This is a genomic window from Streptomyces melanosporofaciens (assembly GCF_900105695.1).
GTDB classification, from domain to species: Bacteria; Actinomycetota; Actinomycetes; order Streptomycetales; family Streptomycetaceae; genus Streptomyces; species Streptomyces antimycoticus.
Genome location: NZ_FNST01000002.1, coordinates 1287476 through 1313515 on the forward strand (window position 1 = coordinate 1287476; position 26040 = coordinate 1313515).

Consider the following 26040-nt stretch of genomic DNA (forward strand, 5'->3'; position numbering starts at 1 on the left):
CAGCAATCCGAATCGGGTCGAACTCCTGTGGGCAGGGGGAACGGGGTCCAGATGGCCGGGACAAGCGGGTCAAGGGCCGTGCGGTGGGGGATTCTGGCGACCGGTGGGATCGCCGCCTCGTTCACCACGGATCTGCTGGAGATGGCGGACGCGCAGGTCATCGCGGTCGGCTCGCGCCGGCCGGAGTCGGCCAAGCGATTCGCGGAGCGGTTCGGGATATCCCGCGCCTACGGCGGCTGGGCGGAGCTGGCCGCCGATGACGACATCGATGTGATCTATGTCGCCACCCCGCACTCGGCCCATCGGGAGGCGGCCGGACTGTGTCTGGAGGCGGGGCGGGCGGTGCTGTGCGAGAAGCCGTTCACGCTCAATGTCCGCCAGGCCGAGGAGCTGGTGGACCTGGCCCGGGCCCGAGGCCGCTTCCTGATGGAGGCGATGTGGACGTACTGCGATCCGGTCGTCCGCCGGATGACCGAGCTGGTCCACGACGGTGCGATCGGCGAGGTCCGGGCGGTCCACGCGGACTTCGGGCTGCCCGGCCCGATCGACCCGGACCACCGGCTGCGCGATCCGGCGCTGGGCGGCGGCGCCCTGCTGGACCTCGGCGTCTATCCGGTGTCCTTCGCGCAGTTGCTGCTCGGCGAGCCGGACGAGATACGGGCGGTGGGTCAGCTCTCCCCCGAGGGCGTGGATGTGAACACGGGCCTGGCGCTGGGCTGGGACAGCGGGGCGGTGGCGCTGCTCTCCTGCTCGATCACCGCCGATACGCCGATGACGGCGGCGGTGACGGGCAGCGCGGGACGGATCGAGTTCCCGCGCGGCTTCTTCCACCCCGAGCGCTTCGTACTGCACCGGCCCGGCCGGGATCCGGAGGAGATCACGGCGGTGGACGGGCTGCGCTCCTACCAGTGGGAGGCGGCGGAGGTGATGCGCTGCCTGCGCGCGGGCGAGACGGAGTCCCCGCTGGTGCCGCTGGACGGCACGCTGGCGGTGATGCGGACCCTGGACGCGGCGCGGGAGCGGCTCGGAGTGCGGTATCCGGGCGAGGACGAGGGCCTGGTGTGACGAGGTGTGAACCGGGCGGGCCCGGCGCTTGGGGTGCGCGCCGGGCCCGCCCGTTCGTCAGACCTGTTTGAGGCCGGGGTTCCCGGCCTCGCTGACGAATGACGCCGCCGTGGTGAGCGGCGCGCCCGGGGTGGTGACCGCGGAGACGGTCTTGTAGTCGGCCCGTGCCCGCTCCTCGTCCAGCGAGACCGTCACATAGCCGCGCCGGCCGTTGTAGAACTTCATATGCGGGTTGGCGGCCATGTAGGTGGCCCAGTTGGCGGGCTTGTCGGCGCCGTCCTTGCCGCTGCTGACGGAGGTGCCGACGAACTCCACGCCCAGGGTCCGGGACCCCGGGTCGTCGAAGTCCTTCTTGATGTCGAAGGCGTAGTGCACATGGACATCGCCGGTGAGCACCACGAAGTTCTCCAGACCCGCCTGCTCGACACCGGCCAGGATCCGCTCGCGGGAGGCGGGGTAGCCGTCCCAGGAGTCCATGGAGAGCTGGGAGCGCGCGGCCGTGGTGTTCTTCCGCTGGGAGAAGGTGACCTGCTGCGGCAGTACGTTCCAGGTGGCGCTGGAGCTCTGGAAGCCGCTCAGCAGCCAGCGCTCCTGGGCGCTGCCGGTGAGGGTGCGCGCGGGGTCCTCGGACTCCGGGCCGGGGTACTGCCAGCCGTCGCCGTACGCCTGGTTGGAGCGGTACTGCCGGGTGTCGAGGATGTCGAACTGGGCCAGCTTGCCGTAGTGGAAGCGGCGGTAGAGCCGCATGTCGGCGCCGTCCGGCTGCTGCGGCATCCGCAGCGGCATGTTCTCCCAGTACGCCCGGTAGGCGGCGGCGCGGCGGACCAGGAACTCGTCCGAGGGGCCGCCGTTCTCGTCGATGTCGTCCGCGTAGTTGTTCTCGGTCTCGTGGTCGTCCCAGGTGACGAACCAGGGGAAGGCGGCGTGGGCGGCCTGGAGGTCCTCGTCGGACTTGTAGAGCGCGTAGCGCAGCCGGTAGTCCTCGAGGGTCATCGTCTCGGTGTTGAACACCGCGGGGAGGGTGCGGTCGGTGTACTTCCGGGCACCGCCGACGGAGTCGACCGCGTACTCGTACTGGTAGTCGCCCACGTGGAAGACGGCGTCCAGGTCCTCGTCCGCCAGGTGGCGGTAGGCGGTGAAGTAGCCGTCGTGGTACGCCTGGCAGGAGACCAGGCCGAAGCGCACGTCCCGGACCTTGGCGCCCACGGCGGGGGTGGTGCGGGTGCGGCCCACCGGGCTGGTCCAGTTCCCGGCCCGGAAGCGGTACCAGTAGACGCGGTCCGGCTCGAGCCCGCCCGCGTCCACGTGCACCGTGTAGTTGAACTCGGCGTGCGCGGAGGTGGTCCCCGTGCGGGCGACGCGCTGGAACTTCTCGTCGCGCGCGATCTCCCAGCCGACCTTGACGGTGCCCTCTTCGGGCAGCCCGTTGCCGGGCTCGTACGGGCGGGGCGCCAGCCTGGTCCACAGCACGACCGCGCCGGGCAGCGGGTCGCCGGAGGCCACGCCGAGCGTGAAGGGGTTGTCGGCGAGCGCGCGCGGAGACACCTGCGCGGCGTGGGCGCTGGGCAGGTTGGTGGTGAACGCGAGCGCGGCGGCGGCTCCGGTGACGGTGAGGAAGCGGCGGCGTCCCAGACGTGCGGCCGCGGCTCGTATGGCCTGCTGGTGCGAGTCGTGTGCCATGTGCTCTCCCCTGGCTCGTGGCGTCAGAGGAATTGCAGTGTCGGGGGACGGCCGCCCGCTTGCGTGCACACGACATCGATATGACCGCTGGGTGAGGTCCGTTGCCGGAAGGGACCATTGCGGCGAATCGACGTGACCGCACGGCGAACTGAGGTGGCGTACGCTGCGGCGCCATGAGCGACGGTCGTGTGTCGGTGGTGTCGAAAGTGGCGGTGGTGACAGGCGCGGGCTCCGGGGTCGGCCGGGCGGTGGCGCTCGAACTCCTGGAGTCGGGCTGGTCGGTGGTGCTGGCGGGGCGCCGCGAGGAGGCCCTGGCCGAGACGGCGCGGCTGGCCGGTGGCGGCCCGCCGGCCCCCGTGGTGCCGACGGATGTGACCGGGCCGGAGCGGGTGGAGGCGCTCTTCGCTGGGGTGCGGGAGCGGTTCGGACGGCTCGATCTGCTGTTCAACAACGCGGGGAGCTTCGGCCCGCGCGGTGTGGCTCTGGCGGACCTGGCGTACGAGGACTGGCGGTCGGTCGTGGACACCAATCTGACGGGCGCGTTCCTGTGCGCCCAGGCGGCTTTCCGGCTGATGCGGGATCAGGAGCCACAGGGTGGACGGATCATCAACAACGGCTCCATATCGGCGCACGCGCCCAGGCCGGACAGCGTGGCGTACACCGCCACCAAGCACGCCATCACGGGGCTCACCAAGTCGCTGTCGCTGGACGGGCGCCGGTACCGCATCGCCTGCGGGCAGATCGACATCGGCAACGCGGCGACCGAGATGACCGAGCGGATGTCCGCCGGTGTACCGCAGGCGAACGGGGAGGTGGCGGTCGAGCCCGTGATGGACGTCGCGGACGTGGCGCGCACGGTGCGGCATATGGCGTCGCTGCCGCTGGAGGCCAACGTGCAGTTCGCGACGGTCATGGCGACGGCGATGCCGTACATCGGCCGGGGCTGACGGATGAGGGTTCGTCACCCGTCCTAGATAACCTTCCAATTGTGGAGATAATGTGAGGATGCGGGCAATTCACTCCATCGGCACAGCGGCTTCGACGCCACGGCCGACGCACCCGCTCACCCACCCCCGGACCGCCCCCTCTCCCACCCCCGGACTGTTCGAGGCCCGCTCCATATGGCAGGGTCGTTTCCCACCGCGCCACACCCTTCACCACCGCCCCACGACCGCCATCCGAACGAAGAGAGACCGCCGTGCGTTCTCTGCCGCTCACCTTGGTCGCCCGTCTGCTGCCCGTCGCCGTCCTCGCCGCCGCGGGGGTGGCCATGACGACGTCGGACGACTCGGACGCGGGCGCCACCCCGGCGGGCCCCTCCCCGCAGACCTCGGCCCCGGCCACCGGCGCCGCCGCGCCGCGCTTCGCCAAGCCGCCCGCGGAGGCGTGCACCACCCTCCCGGAGTCGATGATCAAGGACCTGGTGCCGGGCGCCAAGGCGGCCGGGAACGAGCTGAAGTCCAGCGACCTGGGCCGCCGCACCGGCTGCTCCTGGCACGCCCTGGACGACTTCGACTACCGCTGGCTGGACATCGCCTACGACGTCAAGAGCACCCCCGGGAAGAAGAGCGGGAGCGAGGGCGGCAGCGCGGTGCCCGGCCTCGGCGACGACGCGACGGTGACCGAGAAGACCACCGAGGACGACGACCAGGGCATACGCGAGGCGGTGGTGACGGTCCACCAGGACAACGCCACGGTCACCGTGACCTACAACGGCGGCGACTTCGAGAGCCATAAGGCCGCCGACGGCGATGCGATCCGTAAGGGCGCCATCAGCGCGGCCAAGAAGGCCCTCTCCGCGCTCGACGGCTGATCGTTCCGCTCAGTCCTTTTGCTCCGCCTTTTCGTCCTGCCTTTCGTCCTGCCTTTTCGTTCTGCTCGCTCTTTGAGGCCGGCCGCTCGGTCCTTGATGAACATCAGCCGTACGGAAGTGTCCTTCCGGGTGAACGGATACGATCGCGGGCATCGCACCCGAGCTCTGGAGTCCCACCGTGTCCGCCGCCCCCGAACCCCGCCTGGGTATCGCCGTCCTGACCATGGGCAACCGGCCCCGAGAGGTGGCCGCCCTGCTGGAGTCGGTCGCGAAGCAGGATGTGCCCCCGGCCCGCATCGTGGTCGTCGGCAACGGCTCCCCGCTCCCGGAGTTCCCCGCCGAGGTGACCGCGGTCGAGCTGGAGGAGAACCTCGGCGTCTCGGGCGGCCGTAATGTCGCCTGGCGGCGGCTGCGCGACTTCGGCGACGTGGACGTCGTCATCGACCTCGACGACGACGGGCTGCTGGTGGACGCCGACGTCTTCCGCAGGGTGCGCGATCTGTACGCCGAGGACCCGCGCCTGGGCATCGTGAGCTTCCGCATCGCCGACGAGACGGGTGAGACCCAGCGCCGCCACGTACCCCGGCTGCGCGCCTCCGATCCGATGCGCGGCGGCGAGGTGACCACCTTCCTCGGCGGCGGCCACGCCCTGTCGGTGGCGATGCTGGAGCAGATCGGCGGCTGGCCGGACGCGTTCTTCTTCACCCATGAGGAGACCGACCTCGCCTGGCGGGCACTGGACGCGCGCTGGAAGGTCGTCTACGCCCCCGAGCTGCTGCTCCAGCACCCCCGGACCTCCCCGGCCCGGCACGCCGTCTACCACCGGATGACCGCCCGCAACCGGGTCTGGCTGGCCCGCCGCCACCTGCCGCTGCCGCTGGTCCCGCTCTACCTCGGCACCTGGACGCTGCTCACGCTCGCCCGCACCCGCTCCCTGACGGGGCTGCGGGCCTGGGCGGGCGGCTTCCTGGAGGGCCTGCGCACCTCCTGCGGCCGCCGCCGCCCGATGCGCTGGCGCACGGTGTGGCGCATGGCCAAACTGGGCCGCCCGCCCGTGATCTGACGGGGTGACGGGCTGAAGGACTGACGGGCTGAAGGACTGACGGCCCGGTGGCGTGACCGGCGGCCCTACGGGGCCAGACCGAGGGCGGGGAAGACCGACGCTTCGAGGAACCGCGTCAGATAGTCGCGGTCCGCGAACCGGCCCTCCAGCAGATGGCGGACCCGCATCGCGCCGATGAGCTGGGTGGGGACGAACTCGACGGCCGGATTGTCCGCGGCCACCTCGCCGCGCTCCACGCCCCGGCGGACCATCGCCTGGATCGTCTTCACCTCGTGCTCGATCAGCGCGGCGCGCAGCGCCTGGAGCAGATCGGGGTCCTGCAGCGCGGCGTGCCCGACGGCGTACACCAGCGCCGTGTCACCGCCGCACACCTCCCCCGCCTCCCCCACCGCCGCCGCGACCGCACGCAGATCGCCCGCGAGGGAGCCGGTGTCGATGCCCTCCAGCGCGAAGGGGCGCTTGCACGAGCGCAGCGCGGCGACGACGAGCTGGGGCTTGCTGCACCACTGCCGGTAGAGGGTGGACCGGCTGGCGCGGGTGCGGGCGGCGACTGCCTCGATGGTGAGGGCCTCGTAGCCGCCCTCCTGGAGCAGATCGAGGACCGCCTGGTAGAACTCCTGCTCCCGCTCGGGGCTGATCTTTGAACGGCGCTGCGGCGCGGCCGTCTCCGGGCCTTGCGTCGCCATCGGCTCTCCTCCTCGGTCACCGGACTCCGACCCCCGACCACGCAGTGTACCGACACATCCGCGTACCGATACACCCATGTACCGATACAGCTCCGAACCGGTACACTCTCGTATCGATACGTTTGTGTGCCGATGGCGCCAGACAGATGGGCGCCCAGAGGAAGGCACGGTGGATGAACCCGACCGTCATAGCCGTCGCGCTCGCGCTCGCCTCGGCCGTCGCCTACGCGACCGCCGCGGTGGCCCAGGAGCGGCTGGCCGCCGGCGGGCGGCCCGGCCGCATGCCGGGACTGCTGCTGCGCGGCGCCTGGTGGGGCGCCGTCGGCCTCAACTCCACCGGTGCCCTGCTGCATGTCGCCGCGCTGCGGTACGGACCGCTCACCCTGGTCCAGCCGCTCGGCGCGCTGACCCTGGTCGCGGCCGTCCCGCTGGGCGCGCGGCTCGCGGGCCGGCGCGTGGCCCGGAACGAGTGGCGGGGCGTGGCGCTCGCACTGCTCGGCCTCGGCGCCCTGCTGCCGGTCACCGCCGGGGAGACCCCGCGCGACACGCTCAGCCTGCCGCAGGCGGTCGGGCTCGCGGGCGTCGTCCTGGTGTTCATCGCGCTGTGCGTCGGGCCGGGCCGCAGGGGGCGCGGGACATCGGGCCGGGGTCTGCGGCACGCCACCGCGTCCGGGGTCGCCTCCGGCGTCGCCTCGGCGCTCACCCAGACCCTCACGGTCGCGCTCGCCGACTCCCGCGTCCCCGGGGCGGCCCTGGTGTCCTGGCGAGCCGTGATCGTGGCCGTGCTGGTCGCGGTCTTCGCGGTGAGCGGTCTGCTGCTCGCCCAGAGCGCCTACGGCAGCGGCCTCGGCGCACCGCTTGCCACCCTGACCCTCGCCAACCCGGTGGCGGCCGCCGCCATCGGGATCGCCCTGCTGGACGAGCGCTTCCGGGGCGGCCCGGCGGGCTGGGCCCTGGCCGCCGCGGGCGCCGCGGCGGCCGCCCGCGGCGTGGTCCTGCTCTCCCGGGCACCCCAGGCGGGCGCGGACATGCGCGGCGACGCCGTGGCCGTACGGGAGGCCGCCGCGACCGTACGGCGGGCCACCGCACGCGACGCAGCCGTACGCGAGACAGCCGTACCCGAGAGCCGCGCACCCGATGAGGCCGTGCGCGAGCCCGCCACCGTCCCCCGGGAACCCGTGCGGGAACTGCTGCGGGACCCCGTGCGCGAGTCGGCGCGGGAGCGGGTGCCCACGCCCCCGTGATCGTCCGGGCGTACGGCGGCCCGCCGCCGTATGGTGGACCGCATGGTGGACGCGAGCGTGTCGACCTCGGCCGAGGCTGCTGAGCAGTCGCTGGACGAGCTGCTCCGGGCGTCCCACGAGGCTTCACCCGCGGAGCTCCCAGAGGCCCTGGAGCGCTATACCCAGGCCATGCACATGGGCCGTGCGGTCGTGTACCTGATCGACATCCAGCAGCGGCTGCTGATATCACTCGAAGACGACACACCGCCCCTGGACCTCGACGACTCCCTGGCCGGATTCGCCTATCGGACCAGCACCGTGCGGGTCAAGGAGGACGACGAGGGCGGCCTGGACGTCTGGCTGCCGCTGATGAACGGCGCGGAGCGGCTGGGGGTGCTGAAGCTGCGGATGGACTCCCTGGACGGGATCACGCTCTGGCGCTGCCGGACGCTGGCCTCGCTCCTCTCCCTGGTCATCACGTCCAAGCGCACCTCCATCGACACCATCGCACGGCGCACCCGGACCCGGTCCATGGAGCTGCCCACGGAGATGGTGCGGGCCTTCCTGCCGCCACGTTCGATCGGCACCGGCCGGGTGATCTCGACGGCCGTTCTGGAGCCCGCGTACGAGCTGGGCGGCGATGCCTTCGACCACTCGTTCACCGAGGACGTGCTGCACGCCACGATCCTCGACGCCATGGGCCACGATCTGGCGTCCGGGCTGACCACGTCCGTGGCGATGGCGGGCAGCCGCAACGCCCGGCGCACCGGTGCCGACCTGGCGGAGCTGGTCACCACCGTGGACGAGGCCCTGGCCAAATGGCTCCCGGACCAGTTCTGCACGGGCGTCTTCCTCCGGCTGCACATGCCGAGCGGGGCGCTGCGCTGGTCCAACTGCGGCCATCCCACCCCGCTGGTCATCCGCCACCGGCGGCTGCTGGACAAGGAGCTGGAGCGCGCCTCCGAACCGCCGCTGGGGCTGCCCCCGCGGCTGTCGGCGGCGCCCCGCCGGATCCATGAGACGACCCTGGAGCCCGGCGACCGGATTCTGCTGTACACCGACGGGGTGGTGGAGTCGCGCGACGAGGGAGGCGAGCAGTTCGGCCTGGAGCGCTTCGCCGACCACATCATCCGCTCGACGGCCGCCGGGGAGAACGCCCCCGAGGTGCTCCGGCTGCTCATCCACGCCATCCTCGGCCACGGGCACAGCCAACTCAGCGACGACGCCACGATTTTGATGATCGAGTGGCGACCGCCGGATCCCTGAGCCGTCGGGACGATGTTCGATGACGCCCCCCGACCCCGCCGCCCGCCGCGTCCGGCCGAACCCCCCGCCCGGGGCCCCCGACCTGGCCACGGCCACCGTCGACGACCACGGCGTGGTGACCGGGTGGAGCGAGGGCGCGCGGCGGCTGCTGGGTTATCGCGCCGAGGACGTCGTAGGGCGGGCGGCGGGCGAGCTGCGCGCCGAGAAGACCGCCGGGGACAAGGCGGGCGGCGCCGGGCCGTGCCCGGCGGAGGAGCCCCGGTGGAGCGGACGGGTCGCGCTGTGCCACCGGGACGGCCACCGGGTGGAGGTCGAGCTGCTGGCCCAGCGCGGCCCGGTGGGCGACGGAACCGCGGGCTGGCTGCTGGTCTGCGCCGCGCCCCGGGAGCCGCTCCCCCAGGAACCGCTGCCCCGGGAGTCGTCCTCCCAGGAGCCGGGCGCGCCGGCGGACCGCGCGTTCGCCCAGTGCCCGTGCGTCCTGGCGCTTTTCGACACCGACCTGCGGCTGGCGCGGGCCAACGCCGATATGCAGGCCGCCACCGCCCGCAGCGAGGACCAGATGCGCGGGCTGCGGCTGACGGAGCTGGTGGGCCGCGGGGAGAGCGAGCGGGTCGAGCGGGCCATGCGGGAGGTGCTGGAGAGCGGCGAACGGTTCGAACTGGAGACGCATCTGCAGGGGTCGGGCGGGAGCCATGAGCACGCCTGGTCGGTCTCCCTGGCCCCGCTGGCGGGCCGGACCGGCGGGCGGTGCGGCGTGTGCTTCGCGGCCCGCGACACCACCGCCGAGCAGGAGGCCCGGCAGCGGCTGCTGCTGCTCAGCGAGGCGGGGGCCCGGCTGGGCAGCACCCTGGACCTGGACCGGATCGCCCTGGAGCTGGTCGAGGCGGCGGTCCCCCGGTTCGCCGACTTCGCCAGTGTCGATCTGCTCACCTTCCTCCACCGGGGCGACGAGCCCCCGGCGGGACCGCTGCGCGGGCCCATCACCCTGCGGCGCGCGGCCCACCGGTCCGTCGTCGAGGGCGCCCCGGAGGCGCTGGTCGGCGTGGGCGAGCTGGCCACGCATCCCCAGCACTCCCCCACGGCGGCGTGCCTGATCGAGGGCCGGGCCGCGCGGCACCAGGTGACCGAGCCCCTGCAGGCGCACTGGGAGGCCAAGGACCCCGGCCGGGCCGCCCGGATCCGCGAGCACGGAGCGCATTCGGTGATCGTGGCGCCGATGCGCGCCCGCGGGGTCACCCTCGGTACGGCCCTCTTCGCCCGCCACCGCACATCGGCGCCCTTCACCGAGGACGACACGATGCTGGCCGAGGAGCTCACCGCACGGGCGGCCGTCTGTGTCGACAACGCCCGCCGCTATCTGCGGGAACGCATGACGGCCGAGACCCTGCAGCGCAGCCTGCTGCCGCAGGAGTTGCCCGAGCTGACGGCGCTGGAGATCGCCTCGCGCTATCTGCCCGCGGGTGCCTGGGCCGGGGTGGGCGGCGACTGGTTCGACGCGATTCCGCTGTCCGGCGCCCGCGCCGCCGTGGTGGTCGGCGATGTGGTGGGCCGTGGCGTCGAGGCGGCCGCCACGATGGGGCGGCTGCGCTCGGCCGTGCGCATCCTGGCCGATATCGATCTGCCGCCCGGCGAGCTGCTGACCCATCTCGACGACCTGGTCACCCGGCTGTCCTCGGACCAGCACCCCGAGAGCTTCGGGCCGTTCGGCGCCACCTGTGTGTACGCGGTCTACGACCCGGTCTCCCGCCACTGCGCCATCGCCGCGGCGGGCCATCCCGCACCGCTGGTGGCCGGCCCGGAGGGCACCGCAGAGCCGCTCGATCTGCCCACCGGTCCGCCGCTGGGGCTGGGCGGGCTGCCCTTCGAGGTCATGGAGACGGACCTGCCCGAGGGCAGTCTGCTGGCCCTGTACACCAACGGCCTGATCGACGGCCGCGAGCGCGAGATCGGCGAGGGGCTGGAGACGCTGCGCGAGGTCCTGAGCCGGCCCGCCCCGTCCCTGGAGGCGCTCTGCGACAACGTCCTGCGGGCCCTGCTCCCGGCCCGTCCCGAGGATGACGTGGCCCTGGTCCTCGCCCGAACCCGGGCTCTGCCCGCCGACCGGGTCACCACCTGGGACATCCCCCCGGACGCGGCCGCCGTCGCCGAGGCCCGCCGGAACACCACCGGGCAACTGATCGCCTGGGGTCTCGAGGAGACGCTCTTCACCACCGAGCTGATCGTCAGCGAACTGGTCACCAACGCGATCCGCTACGGCCGTCCGCCCATCCGGCTGCGGCTGATCCGCGACCGCGGCCTCATCTGCGAGGTCTCCGACGCCAACAGCACCGCACCCCATCTGCGGCGGGCCCGGGTCTTCGACGAGGGCGGCCGCGGTCTGATGCTGGTCGCCCAGATGGCGACGCGCTGGGGCACCCGGCAGGGCGCGGACGGCAAGACGATCTGGGTCGAGCAGGACCTCGCCCCGGACTGACCACCGATGCCCTGTCCCGTGGGTGCACTCGGGGCGCCGATATTCGACCTCCGGGCGCTGGACCAGCCGCGGTCTGATTTGTCACTCTTTGTTCTAGAGGTCTGCTCACCGATCCCGCGGCCGACCGGGCGCTGAGTGCGGCCCGTGGCCGCCCCGGAAGGAGTTGCCATGGCCAAGGCAGTCGCCATCGACCTGGGCACCACCAACTCGGTGATCGCCGTGTGGGAGGGCGGTGAGTCCTCGGTCGTTCCGAACTCCGAGGGAAGCCGCACCACACCGTCGGTGGCGGCCTTCACCGACACCGAACCGGGCGAGACATGGCGGTGGCGCTACGCCCACGAGGCCATGGCCTGATGTGATGACGGACGAGAACCGGCCCCGGGGCGCCGCACCGGAGGAAGCCGTACCGGACGACGTGCAGGAGCAAGCCGTACCGGACGAGACCCCGGATATCTACGGCGCGTATCCGCGGCTGACGGACGAGCAGACCGCCTACCTCTCCGGGCACGGCACCCGCCGGTCCGTGGTGCCCGGTCAGGTGCTCATCCGCGACGGCGTCCCGCCCCCGGACTTCTTCGTCGTCCTCAGCGGCTCGGTCGCGATCACCGAGCACCACGGCACCCCGGACGAGCGGCTGCTGAGGGTGCACGGCCCGGGGCGCTTCCTCGGCGAACTGGGCCTGCTCCAGGGGCAGGTGGCCTTCTACACCGCCCACGCCCGGGAGGCCGGGGAGGTGCTGGCCCTCCCGGTGGACCGGCTGCGGGCGCTGATGGCCCGTGACCCCTGCCTCGGCAACCTCGTCCTCCGCGCCTATCTGGGCCGCCGCGCCCAGCTGGTCGGGGGCGGCGTCGGCTTCCGCATCCTCGGCTCGCGCTACTCGCCCGACACCCGGCGGCTGCGCGAGTTCGCGGCCCGCAACCGGCTGCCGCACCGCTGGATCGATCTGGAGGCGGACCAGGAGGCCGAGGCGCTGCTGCGCCGCGTCGCGGTCAGCCCGGAGGACACCCCCATCGTCATCTGGCGTGAGCACCAGGTGCTGCGCAACCCCGGCAACGCCGAACTGGCCCAGCTCATCGGCCTCTCCCCGCCGATGGCCCCCCACAGCCACTGCGATCTGCTGGTCGTCGGCTCCGGCCCGGCCGGGATCGCCGCCGCCGTCTACGGCTCCTCCGACGGGCTGACCACCACGGTCGTGGACACGGTGGCCCCCGGCGGCCAGGCGGGCACCACGTCCCTGATCGAGAACTACTTCGGCTTCCCGGCCGGGATCCCCGGCTCGGAACTGGCCGAGCGGGGCATGCTCCAGGCGCGCAAGTTCGGGACGCAGGTACGGATCCCGGCCGAGGCGACCTCCCTCGAACCGGGCCACGGCCACTACCGCGTCACCTTCGCCGACGGCAGCGAAACGCTGTGCCGTACCGTCGTGCTGGCCACCGGCGCCCATTACCGCCGACTCGACGTCCCCGGGATGGAGCGGCTGGAGCGCACGAGCGTCTACTACGCGGCCACCGTCTACGAGGCGCGGCAGTGCGGCGCGGCCCCCGTCGCCGTGGTCGGCGGCGGCAACTCCGCGGGCCAGGCGGTGCTCTTCCTCGCCGCATGGGTGCCCCGGGTGCATCTGCTGATCAGGGGCTCGTATCTGGGCGCCCGGATGTCCCGCTATCTGGTCGACCAGATCGAGCGCCATCCGCGGGTGAGCGTGCTGCTGGACAGCGAGCTGCGCGAGGTGCGCGGCGAGGACGCGCTGCGGACGATCGTGGTGGAGCACTGCCGCACCGGCGAGCGCCGCACCCTGGACGCCTGCGCCCTGTTCGTCTTCATCGGGGCCAAGCCGTGCACCGACTGGCTCACCGGTGTCCTGGCCCTGGACGACCGGGGTTTCGTGCTCACCGGCGCCGAGGCCGAGGCCCGGGCGGGCCACGTCGTCCGGGAGGGCCCCGGCCGCGGCTGTCTGAGCCTGGAGACCACGCTGCCGGGGGTCTTCGCCGCCGGTGATGTGCGCAGCGGCTCGGTCAAGCGGGTGGCCTCGGCGGCCGGCGAGGGGGCGATGGCCATCCACCACGTCCATGACCGTCTCGCCCGCACCGCCGCCCCTGCCCACCCGAGCGGCGCCCCTCCACCCCCTCCAACCCCTCCAGGCCCTTCAGCCCCGTTCGGCCGGTCCGCCGCGCCGGGCGGTGATCCGCATGTGTCCGCTTCCCCTGCGCAGCCGCGACATCCGCGCAGCCGCTCCACCTGACCCCCGACCGGAGGACGAACACCATGGTTGCCACAGGCTTTGCCTCCTTCGACACGACGGTCGACAAGACCAACCGGCTCCTCAAGGAGATCGAGGACGCGTACGGCTGGCCCAAGGAGCGCCGCAAACAGTCCTACGCCGCCCTGCGCGCGGTCCTGCACCAGCTCCGGGACCGGCTGACGGTGGACGAGGCGGTCCAGTTCGGCGCACAGCTCCCGATGCTGGTGCGCGGCATCTACTACGAGGGGTGGCGGCCGGCGGAGACGCCCGTGAAGATGCACAGCGAGGAGTTCTACCAGCGGATCCGGCACGACTTTCCGTACTCGATCCAGGGCGATATCGAACAGCTCGTGCACACCGTCCTGGAGACCCTGCAGCGCCATATCAGCGAGGGCGAGTGGGACGATCTGCGGGGCCGGATGCCCGCCGATCTGGTCACCGTCATCCCGGCCTAGCGTGAACCACCTGGTGGTACTACCTGGTGGTACTGTCGCACCGTTAGATGGTTTTGCGTGTGGTGCGGCGAGGAGGGCGGGCGATGGGGACGGCAGCCGGAGAGGGCGGCGAGGGAGTACGGAGTGTACTGCGCGCGCTGGATCTGCTCGCCCTGTTCGACGAGTCCCACCGCTCCCGCAGCGTACGGGAGTTGACCGACGCCACCGGACTGGCCAAGTCCACCGTGGTCCGTCTGGTGGCCACCCTTGAGCAGCGCGGGCTGCTGTGGAGCCGGGGGGACGGCCGGCTCACCCCCGGTGCGGGCCTGCTGCGCTGGGCGGCACTCGCACAGGACGCCTGGCGGCTGCCCCCGGAGGCGGTGGAGTGCCTGCGCGTCCTGTCCGTACGGTCCGGCGGCGAGTCCTCGCGGATCTACATCCGCCAGGGGGCCTCCCGGGTGTGCGTGGCCCAGCACGAGGGCACCCAGCAGCTCCGCCATGTGGTGCGCATCGGCGAGGAGATGCCGCTGTGGGCCGGTGCCTCCGGGCATGTCCTGCTCATCGGCGGCTCGGCCCGGACCCTGAGCCGGGTGGCCTCGGCGGCCGGGCGCGACCCCGGCTTCACGTCCGTCCTGGCCGAACGGGCGCGCCTGGCCGCGCAGCGGGGCTGGGCGGTCAGCCACGGCGAGCGCGAGGACGGGGTGTCCGCCGTGGCCGCCCCCGTCACCGACGCGGCCGGTCAGGTCGTCGCCGCGGTGGGCCTCGGCGGCCCCACCAGCCGCTTCACCGAGGAGCGCGTCGAGTCGTTCCGCCCGGCGCTGACCGAGGCCGCGAGGCGGCTGTCGGAGCTGCGGTTCCTCGGCGAGAGCGGCTGACGCTCACGCGCCGCCCTCCGCGCTGTCCGCGCGCCCCGCGCTTCCCTCGCTCTCCTCACACTTCTCCCTCTCCGGCCGGATGAGGTCCCGGGGGGCCGGGCCCTCGTAGGAGGGCAACAGCCGCCGGGGAATGGGGCCCTTGATCCTGGCCCCACCGGACTTCTCCTCCCAGGCGTGGGAGAGGATGCCCACGCTGCGGGAGAGCACGAACAGCCCGCGTCCGAGCTCGGGCGGAAAGCCGAGTTCGCTGTAGACGATGGCGGTGGCGCCGTCGATGTTCATCGGCACGGGACGGCTGCGGCCCTCCGCCAGCGCCCGCTCCAGGGCCGTCCCGGCGCGCAGCGCCCAGCCCGGCGCCTCGCCGTCCGCCACCGCCGCGCCCACCAGGTCGAGCAGGGGGCCGCGGCGCGGGTCGTACGGATGGAACCGGTGGCCGAATCCGGGGACATGGGAACCCGTGGCACGGTATTCCGCCACCAGGTTCTTCGCGGCGTCGTCGACGTCCGCCCCCTCGGCCACGGCTTGCTCCAGTTCGGTCAGCACCCGCATGCACTGCTGACCGGCCCCGCCGTGGACGTCCCCCAGGAGGTTCACCCCGGTGGCCACCGCGTTGTTCAGGCCCAGGCCGCAGGTGGCGGCCATCCGGGCGGCGGCGATCGACGGGGCCTGGGGCCCGTGGTCGACGGCGGCGACGAGTGCGGCCTCCAGCAACCGGCCCTGGGTCCTGGTGGGCACCTCGCCGCGCAGCATCAGCCAGATGGTCTCGGCGAAGGACATCTGGCCGATCAACTGCTCGACCGGGTAGCCGCGCAGCAGGATCTCGCCCGGCCGGACGCGGCTGACGGCGGTGGACCACCAGTCGGTGACCTCGCGCGGATCCATGACGTCCCGCGGAGGCGTGACGTCCTGCGGAGGCGTGACGTCCTGCGGAGCCGTCGCGGCCTCGTCATCTCCCGACCGGCGGGTCATATCGCACCACGCTCCTTCATCGCGTCGATCTCCTGGGCGCTGTAGCCGAGTTCGGCCAGGACCTGTTCGGTGTGCTGCCCCAGCAGCGGTGGCGGGGCGGTGGCGGCGGCCGGTTCGCCGTCGACCCGGAACGGGCTGCCCAGGACGCGCAGCTCGCGCTCGCGCCCGTCCGGGAAGGGCAGCGTGCGGACGAAGTCCCGTTCCGCGAGCTGCTCCAGGCCCAGCGCGTCGGGTACGGACAGCACCCGCGCGGCCGGCACCCCGGCGTCGGCGAGGATCTCCTCCCACTCCCCGGCGGTCCGCTCGGCCAGCCCCTTCTCGATCTCGGCCCGCAGCTCCTCGCGGTGGGCCTTGCGGTCCGCGGGATGCGCGAACCGCTCGTCCGCCAGCAGCTCCGCCCGGCCGATGAGCCGGCACAGGGTGGCGAACTGCTGCTGGCGGTTGGCCGCGATGTTGAGGTATCCGTCCGCGGTGCGGAACGTCCCCGACGGTGCGGCGGTGAAGTTCTCGTTGCCCATGGGCCGCGGCGGGCGGCCTGTGATCAGATAGTTGGAGGTCACCCAGCCCATCGCGGTGAGCGCGGCCTCCAGCATGGAGACGTCCAGATACGCGCCGCTCCCGGTGCGCTCCCGGCGCACCAGCGCCGCCGCCACGGCGAAGGCGGCGGCCATGCCGCCCAGGGTGTCGGCGACCGGGAAGCCGGCGCGCAGCGGGCTGACCTCGGGGGTGCCGGTCACGCTCATCATGCCGGAGAGGCCCTGCACGATCTGGTCGTAGGCGGGCCGGGCGCGCAGCGGTCCGGTCTGGCCGAAGCCGGAGACGGCGCAGTAGACCAGCCGCGGGTTCTCCCGCATGAGGACTTCCCGGCCGACACCCAGGCGGTCCATCACCCCGGGGCGGAAGTTCTCGAGGAGGACGTCGGACTCCCGCACCGCGCGCAGCAGGGCCTCGCGCCCCTTCTCCTCCTTGAGGTTCAGGGTCAGCGAACGCTTGCCGGCGTTCTGGGCGAGGAACGACGCGCCCAGCAGATCCTCGCCGAGCTGCCGGTCGGCGCCCAGTTGGCGCGCCAGGTCCCCGGCCCCCGGCATCTCGACCTTGAGGACGTCGGCGCCGTGCAGGGCGAGCTGATATCCGGCGAAGGGCCCGGCGAGGACATTGGTCAGATCCAGGACCCGGACGCCGTCGAGCAGGGGCGGTGGGGCGGTGGGGGCGGGCGTGCTCAACGGCTGACCTCCAGTGCGAATCAGGGTGTGACCCCTTGCCACGGGGTGGGTGCCTCCATAACATCACCGAACCACCAAGCGGCACAAGCGAACCACACAGTGGTACTCGATCACGGTGACAAGGGAGTCCCCCATGACGCATACCGGCAGTTCCGCCACCAGAAGGCCGGTCTTCCAGCCCAAAGTCGCCCTCGCCGCCGTCTTCGGCACCACGGTGGAGTGGTACGACTTCGCCCTCTACGGAACCGCGGCCGCCCTGGTCTTCAACAAGGTCTACTTCCCGGACAGCGATCCACTGGTCGGCACGGTCCTCGCCTACGGCACGTTCGCCATCGGCTTCCTCGCCCGGCCCCTGGGCGGCGCCTACTTCGGGGAGCGGGGCGACACCCAGGGCCGTAAGGGCGTCCTGGTGGCCACCCTGCTGATGATGGGGCTCGCCACCACGGCCATCGGACTGCTGCCGACCCATGCGCAGATCGGTGTCGCCGCGCCGGTGCTCCTGACCCTGCTCCGCTTCGTCCAGGGCTTCGCCGCGGGCGGCGAGAAGACCGGAGCGCTGATCATCCTCTTCGAGAACGCACCGCCCAAGTGGCGCGGTCTGCTCACCTCACTGCCCGCGATCGGCACCGGCACCGGCACCCTGCTGTCCACCGGCGCCTTCGCGCTCACCACCGGGCTGCTGTCCGAGGACGCCTTCCTCGACTGGGGCTGGCGGATTCCCTTCCTGCTCAGCGCGGGGCTGACCTTCTTCGGCCTCTGGGTGCGCCGCTCGCTGCCGGAGACCGCCGAGTTCCAGCAGGTCCAGCAGGTGCGGCAGGCGCGTCCCGCCGCCGCGACGGCGCCGCGCCCGCTGCGGCAGCGGATCGCCGAGAGCCGATGCGTGGCCGCCTGGCGCCGCTACCCCAAGGAGATGCTCATCGTGATCGGCGCGGGCGCCGCCGAGAACGCGGGCTACTACGTCTTCGGCACCTTCTCGGTCACCTATGCCGAGGATCGCGGGCTGTCGACCAGCGCACTCCTCAGCGGCATCTCGCTGGTCGCGGCCGTGAAGCTGGTGACGGTGCCGGCCTTCGGCGCGCTCTCCGACCGCATCGGCCGCCGCCCGGTCTCGATCGGCGGAGCCCTGGTGCTGCTGGCCGCCGCCTGGCCGTTCTTCACGGTGATCGACAGCGGTCACACCTGGGGCATCTGGCTTGCGCTCTTCATCACCCTGGGCATCGGTCAGTCCGCCGTCCTCGGCTCCCAGCCCGCCTTCTTCGCCGAACTCTTCGACACCACGGTCCGGTTCAGCGCGGTCGGCATCGCCAACAACATCGGCACCGTGCTCACCGGCGGTCTCGCCCCCATGCTCGCGTCCGCCCTGCTGCTCTGGTTCGACCACAGCGTCACGGGCGTAGTCGTCTTCATCGCCCTGATGAGCGCGCTCACCGTGGTCACGGTGGCGCTGGCACGGGAGACGCGCGGGGCCGCCGAACCGTCCGAGGAGACGGCCGCGCGGAAGCAGGACGTCCGGACGGCACCGTGACGCCGTGGGGCGCCGCCGGTTCAGGCGCTGCCGCTGTCGGGTCAGGCGTTGGGTCAGGCGCTGCCGAGGCACGCGCCGCCGGTCAGCCGTCGCCGTAGTCCCCGAGGAACGTCCGCAGGTGGCGCAGCGTCTCGTCCGGTGCCTCCTCGGGCAGGTAGTGGTCGCACGGCAGCGCCTGCCCGCGCACATCGTCCGCGTAACCGCGCCAGACCTCCGGTACGTCGTAGTGGTGGCCGACGAAGCCGTGCGCGCCCCACAGGGCCAGCAGCGGTGCGGTGACCCGGCGGCCCGCGGCGGCGTCCGCGTCGTCGTGGACCAGGTCGATGGAGGCGGCGGCGCGGTAGTCCTCGCAGCTCGCGTGGATGGCCGCGGGGTCCGAGAAGCAGCGGATGTACTCGGCCTGGGCCGCCTCGTCGAACGGGGTTCCGCCACCGTGGCGGGCCCCCATCCGGGTACGGATCCAGAACGCGGGGTCCTGGCCGATGAGGTGCTCCGGAATGCCGTTCCGCGCCGCCAGGAAGAACCAGTGGTAGTACCCGAGCCCGAAGTCCTTGTCGGCGTGCTGGAAGACGTACCGCGTGGGCACGATGTCGAGCACCGCGAGCGCGGAGACCGCCGCCGGATGGTCGAGGGCCAGCCGGTGCCCGACCCGGCCGCCCCGGTCGTGGCCGACGACCGCGAAGCGGTCGAAGCCCAGCTCCCGCATCACCAGCAGCTGGTCGCGCGCCATGGCCCGCTTGGAATAGGTGGTGTGCTCGGCGTCGGACACGGGCTTGTGGCTGTCGCCGTAGCCGCGCAGATCGGTGAGGACCACGCGGTGGGTGGCCGCGAGCGCCGGGGCGATGTGGTGCCAGATCATCTGGGTCTGCGGATAGCCGTGCAGGAGCAGGACGGGCGGCCCGTCCCCGGCCGTGCGTACGTTGATTCCCACGCCCTCGACGTCAAGGGTGCGGCGGTCGAAGTCGCCCAGCAGCTGATCGCTCATGGTCCGATCCCAGCAGCCGCCGCGGTGCGCGTCCAAGACCCGTTGACGACAATCCTTATAGGCGCCACCTATGGACGTGTGAGGGTGGCGAGTCTGTGAAGGCGGCGAGCCTGTGAGGGTGGCGGGCGGACCCATGAGGGCGGCGAGGCGCGGGGAGGCGGCGCGGTGGATGTGCGGCAGCTGGAGTACTTCCTGGCCGTGGTGGACCACGGCGGATTCAACCGGGCGGCCTCCGCGCTGTATCTGTCCCAGCCCTCCCTCTCCCAGGCCATCCGCGCCCTGGAGCGCGACCTGGGCAGCGACCTCTTCCACCGCATCGGCCGCCGGGCGGTCCTCACCGACGCGGGCACGGCACTGATCGCCCCGGCGCGGGAAGCGGTGCGCAGCCTGCAGCTCGCGCGGGCCAGTGTGGAGTCGGTGCACGGGCTGCGCGGGGGCAGGGTGGACATCGCGGCGCCGCCCTCACAGGCCGTCGAGCCGCTGACGGGGCTGATCGACCGCTTCACCCGGGCCCATCCCTCGGTGTCCGTGCGGGTACAGGCCGCGTTCACCCCGCGCGATGTGACGGAGATGGTGCGCACCGGCGTGTGCGAGCTGGGGCTGCTGGCCTCCCCCGAGGCCGAGCCGCAGGGCGATGTGCGCACGTACCCCCTGCTCGAACAGCGCTTCGTCCTGCTGACACCCCCGGACGGGCCGTTCCGCCCCGGAGTGCCCGTACGCCATGAGCAATTGGCCGGACATCGGCTGATCGTGGGCCAGAAGGGCACCGGGATGCGCCGTTTCGTCGACGACCTCCGGGCCGAGGGCGTCGCGCTGACCGTCGTGGTCGAGACCGAGCACCGGGTGGCGATCCTGCCGCTGGTCCTGCGGGGCGTCGGCCTGGCCGTGGTCGCGGACGCCTGGCGCGGCCTCGCCGAGCGGGCGGGGGCGCTGGTCCTGGACCTCGAGCCGAGCACCGGCCTGCATATCGCCCTGGTCAGCCGGCGGGCCCCGCTGACGCCGGCGGCGGAGGCGTTCGTCAGCACCGCCACGGGGCAGTAGGAACGGCCACGGCGCGTTCATAAGGCTCGCCTATAAGGCACATGGGATCTGCGTCTTGGACGCGGTGGGCGCTCCCCTGCTGCAATCCCCTCCATGACGAACCGCCGCACGACCACCCACCGCATCGCCCTGATCCCCGGCGACGGCATCGGCAACGAGGTCATCCCGGCCGCCCGCCGCGTCCTGGACGCCGTGGCCGCCCGGCACGGCCTCGGCTTCAGCTACGAGACGTTCGACTGGTCCTGCGAGCGCTATGTCAACCAGGGCGCGATGATGCCCGACGACGGTCTGGAGCGACTGCGCGGCCATGACGCGATCCTGCTCGGCGCGGTCGGCTACCCCGGCGTCCCCGATCATGTCTCGCTGTGGGGTCTGCTGATCCCCATCCGCCGGGGCTTCCAGCAGTACGTCAATCTGCGCCCCATCCGCGTCTTCGAGGGCGTGCCCAGCCCGCTGCGCGAGGCGGGGCCCGGCGATGTGGACCTCGTCGTCGTCCGGGAGAACGTCGAGGGCGAGTACGGCGAGATCGGCGGCCGCCTCGGACGGGGGCTTCCGGAGGAAATGGCCGTCCAGGAGGCGGTGTTCACCCGTAAGGGCGTGACCCGCGTGCTGGACTACGCCTTCTCGCTCGCCGAGCGGCGCGGCGGCCACCTCACCTCGGCCACCAAGTCCAACGGCATCATCCACACCATGCCGTTCTGGGACGAGCTGGTGGCCGAACGCGCCGCCGCGTACCCGGAGGTGGCCTGGGGCCAGGAGCACATCGACGCCCTCGCCGCCAAGTTCGTCCTCGACCCGCGGCGCTTCGACGTCGTCGTGGCCTCCAACCTCTTCGGCGACATCCTCAGCGACCTGGCCGCCGCGGTGGCCGGCAGCATCGGCATCGCCCCCGCGGCCAACCTCAACCCCGAACGCGACTTCCCGTCCATGTTCGAACCCGTCCACGGCTCCGCCCCCGACATCGCCGGCCGTGGTATCGCCAATCCGCTCGGCGCGATCTGGTCCGCCGCCATGATGCTCGACCACCTCGGCCACCCCGAGGCGGCCACCCGCATCACCGACGCCATCGCGACCGTCCTGGCGAAGACCGCCGTCCGCACCCCGGACCTGGGCGGCACGGCCACCACCGAGGAATTCACCGACGCCCTGCTCGACCTGGTCTGACCCGCCTGGAGTGGGGTTGTCCCCAGGGCGATCCGGGTGGCTGGCCGGATCGCTCCCGGGCCCGGCGGCCTCTAGCGTGGCCATTCGGTCGCGTGGGGGCTCGGAGGGGGACATCGGATGAACGTGATCAAGCGCAGGCGGGTACGGGGTGGGTTCCTCACGCTGGCGGTGGCGATGGGGGTCGCGGCGGTGGCACCGGCCGATACGCCATGGCGGAACACCGCCGCCACGGCCACCGCGGCCGAATCCGGGGTGTCCGAATCCACCGCGGCGGAGCCCACCGCGGCCGAATCCACCATGATGGGGTCCACCACCGCCACGTCCACCAACGCCGCCGACCACACCCGGCTGCGCGCACTCCTGCGGCGGCTGACCACGGTCGACGGCGCGCCCGGAGCGCTCGTGGAGGTGCGGAACCGCCACGGCGGCGGCTCCGTGCTGACCAGCGGCGTCGCGGACGTGAAGAGCCATGCGCCGGTGCGCCGTGACAGCAGGTTCCGGATCGGCAGCGTGACCAAGCCGTTCGCGGCGACGGTCGTGCTCCAACTGGTGGGCGAGCGTCGCGTCGTCCTCGACGCGCCGGTGGAGCGCTATCTGCCCGGTGTCGTCCGCGGCCACGGGAACGACGGGCGGCGGATCACCGTCCGCCAGTTGCTCCAGCACACCAGCGGCGTGCCCGACTACCTCGCCCATCTCACCCCGCAGGAGATCCTCGAGGATCCGCTCGCCCACCACGACATCCGCGACCTCGTGAACATCGCGCTCGCCCATCCCCCGACCTTCAAGCCCGGCACCGGCTGGCGTTACTCCAACACGGGCTATCTGCTCGCCGGGATGCTCATCGAGAAGGTGACCGGCCACCCGTACGGCGAGGAGATCCACCGGCGCATCATCGCGCCGCTCGGCCTGCGCGAGACGTACGTACCGGGCGACGCCCCGTCGATCCCCGGCCCGCACCCGCGCGGGTATGCGCGGCCGGGCGAGGACGCGCCGCTCATGGACGTCACCGAGATCAACCCCACGGTCGCGGGCCCGAGCGGCAGCATGATCTCCAGCGGCACCGACCTCAACCGGTTCCTGGACGCCCTCGTGGGCGGCAGGCTGCTGGGCCCGGCCCAGCTACGGCAGATGATGAACACCCGCCAGACCGGCAACCCGGACGGCCGGGCGTACGGCCTCGGCCTGGAGAGCAGGCCCCTGCCCTGCGGGGGCCTCTCCTGGGGGCACACCGGCGATGCGCTCGGATACGAGACGATGGGCGGCGCCACGGTCGAGGGCAGGCAGGCGACGGTCATGGTGAACCTCGACCCGGGCGGCTCGGACGCACAGGACGACGACATGAAGGCCGCCGTCCGGGCGGCGCTGTGCGGGGGCCGGTAGCTCGGCACGCGGTACCGGCATGCCCCCGCCCCACGGACGACGGGGCTCCCCGTGCCCGGGCGCGGTGGCGCCACGGCTCGGGGAGCCCCGTCGGTGTCACTCGGCAGAGCGCCTCAGATCAGGGTGATCAGGACTGGGGCCGGCTGCCGTGGTTGGCTCCGTTCTTACGACGGGCCTTCTTCTTGCGACGTCGCTTCGACGACATGTCGCCTCCTCTCCAACGATGCTTTCGCCCTATATGTACCGAGCAGATCGGTATCTCAAGCGGTGATCACGCGGGCGCGTACCCAGCCCCGCCCCTCGCTACGTCACCCGCTTCCGTGAAGCACCTCACGTCACCGCCCCGCCTTGCCATCCCGAGGTGGGCGGGGCCACTGTGGAAGGGCCTGCTCCGTTGAGAGGAGGGCAAGGTAGGACCCCATGGACAGACCGGGTGCGCTCGGCCAGCCGGCCCCCGACATGATCGGCGAGCCTCTCGACACGTCAGCCGCCATCGTCCTCACGGACCCCGGCGGCCGCGTGACGGCGTGGAGCACGGGAGCTCGACGGCTGCTGGGGTATGCCCCCGCGGAGATCATCGGCAGCCTCGCGGCCGATCTGTTCGTCCCTCCCTCGGGCTTCCCGGCAGCGAAGCAGGTGGAGCAGGGCAGGCCGCAGGAGCAGACAAAGCACACCGCCGTCGTCCGCCATCGCGACGGCCACCGGCTGACCGCGGAGGTGCTGACCGCCCCGCTGATCGAAGGCGATTCAGGGGCCGGGGCCCTGCTGTTGTTCACACCGGACGCGTCCCAGGCCACCCACGGTGACGACCGCCTCATGCGGTGGCTCTTCACCCAGTCACCCGTCGGACTGGTGATTTACGGCCGCGACCGCGAACTGCTGCGAGCGAACGACGAGATAGAGCGAAAGATCGAGCACCAGGAGGACGACGTACGCGGGCTGCGCCCGTCCGAGATCCTGGAAGGCCCCGGGCTCGAAGGGCGAATCGACCAGGTGGTGGCCACCGGGGAATGCGACTCCCTGGAGTGCTACGTCAAGGTCCCCGGCGAGGCCCGGGCGCACGCCTGGGTCATGGATCTCTTTCCCCTCAAGGACGACACGGGGTATGTGCAGGCGGTGGCCGTGGCGGTCTTCGACTACTCACAGCAGTACGGCTCCCGGGAACGGCTGGCGCTGCTCGACGAGGCCAGGACCCGCATCGGCACAAGCCTGGACGTGACGGGCACCGCTCATGAACTGGCCGAGGTCGCCGTGCCCCGCTTCGCCGACTCGATCACCGTCGAACTGCTGGACAGCGTCTTCCGCGGCGATCAGCCCCCGCCGCTCGCTCCGGGCGGAGTGACGCTGCGCCGGGCAGCACATGTATCGGGGCCGGTCGACCTGACCGAGACCGTGAGCGGTCCGGGGGAGAGCCCGGGAGAGAGTCCGCGGGACGGCCCGGGTCCGGCTCCGGGGGAAACCCACTTCCACACCGAGCCCTCACCGCCGGCCCGGTGTCTGTTGACGTCGCAGGCAGTCGTGCATCAGGCGACCGACCCGGAGATCGCCGTCTGGCTCGCCGCCGACCCGGTCCAAGCCGAGCAGGCGCGGCGGCACGGCCTGCACTCGCTGATCGCCGCTCCCCTCAGGGCGCGCGGCAAGGACCTGGGAGTGGTTCTCCTCGTCCGCCACACGGCGTCCCGGGAGCCCTTCACCGAGGACGACCTGTTCGTCACGGAGAACCTGGTCGCCAGGGCCGCCATCTGCATGGACAACGCCCGTCGTTACGCCCGCGAACGCGGCATCGCCCTGGCCCTGCAGCGAAGTCTGCTGACCTACCGCCCGGAGGCACAGCACGCGGTCGATGTCGCCAGCCGCTATCTGCCGTCCGAGGGCGGTGCGGGGGTGGGAGGCGACTGGTTCGACGTGATCCCGCTGCCTTGTGCGCGGGTCGGGCTGGTCGTGGGCGATGTGGTCGGACACGGCATCAACGCCTCCGCCGCCATGGGGCGGCTGCGCACCGCGGTACGCACGCTGGCCGACATCGACATGCCCCCGGACGAACTCCTCACCCACCTCGATGACATCGTCACCCACGCCACCCCCGAAGGCGACGCGGACTCCGGCGAGATCGCCGCCGACCTGGGCGCCACCTGCCTCTACGCCATCTACGACCCCGTCTCCCGACACCTCACCCTCGCCACGGCCGGCCACCCGGCCCCCGCCCTCGTCTCCCCCGACGGCACCGTCCAGTCCATCGACCTGCCGACCGGCCCCCCACTGGGCCTGGGAAGCCTGCCCTTCGAGGCGACGGAGCTGGAGATACCCGAGGGCACTTCGCTGGTGCTCTTCACCGACGGTCTGCTCGGAGCGCGGGACCGCGACGTCGACGAAGGACTGGAAACACTGCGCCACACCCTGGAACACCCCACCGCGGCGCCAACTCCCGCCGCCACACCCCCACCAGAAGCCCTGTGCGACTCCATCCTCGAAGCCATGCTCCCCGCACCCGGGGACCGCGCCCAAGCGGACGACATCGCCCTGGTCATCGCCCGCACCCGCGCCCTGGACGAAAACCACGTCGCCCAATGGGACCTGACCCGCGACCCCGCCATCGTCGCCGAAGCCCGCGAGCACGCCTCCCAACAGCTCACCACCTGGGGCGTGGACGACGCCGTCTTCACCACCGAACTCGTGGTGAGCGAACTCGTCACCAACGCCATCCGCCACGCCACCGCCCCCATCCAACTACGCCTCATCAGACAGTCCCACAGCCTGATCTGCGAAGTCTCCGACGGCAGCACCACCACCCCCCACCTACGCCGCGCCCGCCTCTTCGACGAAGGCGGCCGCGGCCTGCTCCTCGTAGCCCAACTAACCCCCCGCTGGGGCACCCGCCACCACCCCGAGGGCAAAACCATCTGGGCCGAACAAACCCTCTCCCCGACGCCCTGACC

General features: G+C 72.4%; 21 protein-coding genes and 1 pseudogene. 16 read left to right on the top strand and 6 right to left on the bottom strand.

Translation table 11 applies throughout. The annotated features are described in order from the left end of the window. The first annotated feature begins 51 nt into the window (after positions 1–51). Entirely contained in the window at positions 52–1065 is a 1014-nt protein-coding gene (locus tag BLV72_RS08360) for a Gfo/Idh/MocA family protein (RefSeq protein ID WP_093461300.1), read from the top strand. A gap of 57 nt (positions 1066–1122) precedes the next feature. On the opposite strand, the gene BLV72_RS08365 is transcribed toward BLV72_RS08360, so the two are convergent. Continuing rightward, the gene (locus tag BLV72_RS08365) at positions 1123–2745 is read right to left on the bottom strand and encodes an alkaline phosphatase D family protein (protein ID WP_093461302.1); all 1623 of its coding nucleotides are present in this window, start codon (positions 2743–2745) and stop codon (positions 1123–1125) included. Positions 2746–2918: 173 nt separating this feature from the next. Here BLV72_RS08365 and BLV72_RS08370 point away from each other — a divergent pair, with 173 nt between their 5' ends. The 3 genes from BLV72_RS08370 (at position 2919) to BLV72_RS08380 (ending at position 5621) form a co-directional block, all read left to right on the top strand. Next, the gene (locus BLV72_RS08370; RefSeq protein WP_093461303.1) at positions 2919–3692 is read left to right on the top strand and encodes an SDR family oxidoreductase; all 774 of its coding nucleotides are present in this window, start codon (positions 2919–2921) and stop codon (positions 3690–3692) included. Positions 3693–3943: 251 nt separating this feature from the next. After that, the gene (locus BLV72_RS08375) at positions 3944–4558 is read left to right on the top strand and encodes a hypothetical protein (protein ID WP_093461305.1); all 615 of its coding nucleotides are present in this window, start codon (positions 3944–3946) and stop codon (positions 4556–4558) included. Positions 4559–4781: 223 nt separating this feature from the next. Then, positions 4782–5621, top strand: a complete 840-nt coding sequence (locus tag BLV72_RS08380; protein ID WP_093470246.1) for a glycosyltransferase family 2 protein — start codon at positions 4782–4784, stop codon at positions 5619–5621. 65 nt (positions 5622–5686) lie between these two features. On the opposite strand, the gene BLV72_RS08385 is transcribed toward BLV72_RS08380, so the two are convergent. Next, positions 5687–6307 carry a TetR/AcrR family transcriptional regulator gene (locus BLV72_RS08385; RefSeq protein ID WP_014060195.1) on the bottom strand — a complete coding sequence of 207 codons (621 nt, stop codon included), beginning with the start codon at positions 6305–6307 and terminating at the stop codon, positions 5687–5689. A 173-nt stretch (positions 6308–6480) separates the two neighbouring features. Between BLV72_RS08385 and BLV72_RS08390 the strand changes: the two genes are divergently transcribed. From BLV72_RS08390 to BLV72_RS08420, 7 genes and pseudogenes are all read left to right on the top strand, one after another. Next, on the top strand, positions 6481–7551 hold the full coding sequence (locus tag BLV72_RS08390) for a DMT family transporter (RefSeq protein WP_093461306.1): 1071 nt from the start codon (positions 6481–6483) through the stop codon (positions 7549–7551). Positions 7552–7593: 42 nt separating this feature from the next. Next, complete coding sequence (locus tag BLV72_RS08395) at positions 7594–8796, top strand: PP2C family protein-serine/threonine phosphatase (protein WP_093470247.1); 1203 nt, start codon at positions 7594–7596, stop codon at positions 8794–8796. Positions 8797–8815: 19 nt separating this feature from the next. After that, the gene (locus BLV72_RS08400) at positions 8816–11269 is read left to right on the top strand and encodes a SpoIIE family protein phosphatase (protein ID WP_093461308.1); all 2454 of its coding nucleotides are present in this window, start codon (positions 8816–8818) and stop codon (positions 11267–11269) included. Between the two features lie 168 nt (positions 11270–11437). Next, positions 11438–11572: pseudogene (locus tag BLV72_RS08405) on the top strand (Hsp70 family protein); the annotation flags it as partial. A gap of 55 nt (positions 11573–11627) precedes the next feature. Beyond that, positions 11628–13508: an FAD-dependent oxidoreductase gene (locus tag BLV72_RS08410; RefSeq protein ID WP_093470248.1), complete on the top strand. Its 1881-nt coding sequence runs from the start codon at positions 11628–11630 to the stop codon at positions 13506–13508. Positions 13509–13531: 23 nt separating this feature from the next. Further along, complete coding sequence (locus tag BLV72_RS08415; RefSeq protein WP_093461309.1) at positions 13532–13963, top strand: DUF2267 domain-containing protein; 432 nt, start codon at positions 13532–13534, stop codon at positions 13961–13963. A gap of 83 nt (positions 13964–14046) precedes the next feature. Continuing rightward, the gene (locus tag BLV72_RS08420) at positions 14047–14817 is read left to right on the top strand and encodes an IclR family transcriptional regulator (protein WP_093461311.1); all 771 of its coding nucleotides are present in this window, start codon (positions 14047–14049) and stop codon (positions 14815–14817) included. Between the two features lie 3 nt (positions 14818–14820). On the opposite strand, the gene BLV72_RS08425 is transcribed toward BLV72_RS08420, so the two are convergent. Together BLV72_RS08425 and BLV72_RS08430 are read right to left on the bottom strand one after the other, a co-directional pair. Next, positions 14821–15786 carry a citryl-CoA lyase gene (locus BLV72_RS08425; RefSeq protein WP_093461313.1) on the bottom strand — a complete coding sequence of 322 codons (966 nt, stop codon included), beginning with the start codon at positions 15784–15786 and terminating at the stop codon, positions 14821–14823. Beyond that, the gene (locus BLV72_RS08430; RefSeq protein ID WP_093461314.1) at positions 15783–17009 is read right to left on the bottom strand and encodes a CaiB/BaiF CoA transferase family protein; all 1227 of its coding nucleotides are present in this window, start codon (positions 17007–17009) and stop codon (positions 15783–15785) included. Before BLV72_RS08430 ends, BLV72_RS08425 begins: the two co-directional genes overlap by 4 nt. A gap of 133 nt (positions 17010–17142) precedes the next feature. Between BLV72_RS08430 and BLV72_RS08435 the strand changes: the two genes are divergently transcribed. Continuing rightward, entirely contained in the window at positions 17143–18534 is a 1392-nt protein-coding gene (locus BLV72_RS08435; protein ID WP_093461316.1) for an MFS transporter, read from the top strand. Between the two features lie 82 nt (positions 18535–18616). On the opposite strand, the gene BLV72_RS08440 is transcribed toward BLV72_RS08435, so the two are convergent. Beyond that, positions 18617–19519: an alpha/beta fold hydrolase gene (locus tag BLV72_RS08440; protein WP_093470249.1), complete on the bottom strand. Its 903-nt coding sequence runs from the start codon at positions 19517–19519 to the stop codon at positions 18617–18619. A gap of 165 nt (positions 19520–19684) precedes the next feature. On the opposite strand from BLV72_RS08440, the gene BLV72_RS08445 reads away from it, so the two are divergent. The 3 genes from BLV72_RS08445 (at position 19685) to BLV72_RS08455 (ending at position 23104) form a co-directional block, all read left to right on the top strand. Then, the gene (locus BLV72_RS08445) at positions 19685–20560 is read left to right on the top strand and encodes a LysR family transcriptional regulator (RefSeq protein ID WP_093461317.1); all 876 of its coding nucleotides are present in this window, start codon (positions 19685–19687) and stop codon (positions 20558–20560) included. 93 nt (positions 20561–20653) lie between these two features. After that, positions 20654–21724 carry a tartrate dehydrogenase gene (locus BLV72_RS08450; protein WP_093461319.1) on the top strand — a complete coding sequence of 357 codons (1071 nt, stop codon included), beginning with the start codon at positions 20654–20656 and terminating at the stop codon, positions 21722–21724. 117 nt (positions 21725–21841) lie between these two features. Further along, positions 21842–23104 (top strand): serine hydrolase domain-containing protein, encoded by a 1263-nt coding sequence (locus BLV72_RS08455; protein WP_280143007.1) that lies wholly within the window; start codon positions 21842–21844, stop codon positions 23102–23104. Positions 23105–23231: 127 nt separating this feature from the next. Here BLV72_RS08455 and BLV72_RS51950 read toward each other — a convergent pair whose 3' ends face one another. Further along, positions 23232–23309, bottom strand: coding sequence for a 50S ribosomal protein bL37 (locus tag BLV72_RS51950; RefSeq protein ID WP_370443954.1), 78 nt, complete (start codon positions 23307–23309; stop codon positions 23232–23234). 215 nt (positions 23310–23524) lie between these two features. On the opposite strand from BLV72_RS51950, the gene BLV72_RS08460 reads away from it, so the two are divergent. Further along, entirely contained in the window at positions 23525–26038 is a 2514-nt protein-coding gene (locus BLV72_RS08460) for an ATP-binding SpoIIE family protein phosphatase (RefSeq protein ID WP_093461320.1), read from the top strand. The last annotated feature ends 2 nt before the right edge of the window (positions 26039–26040 follow it).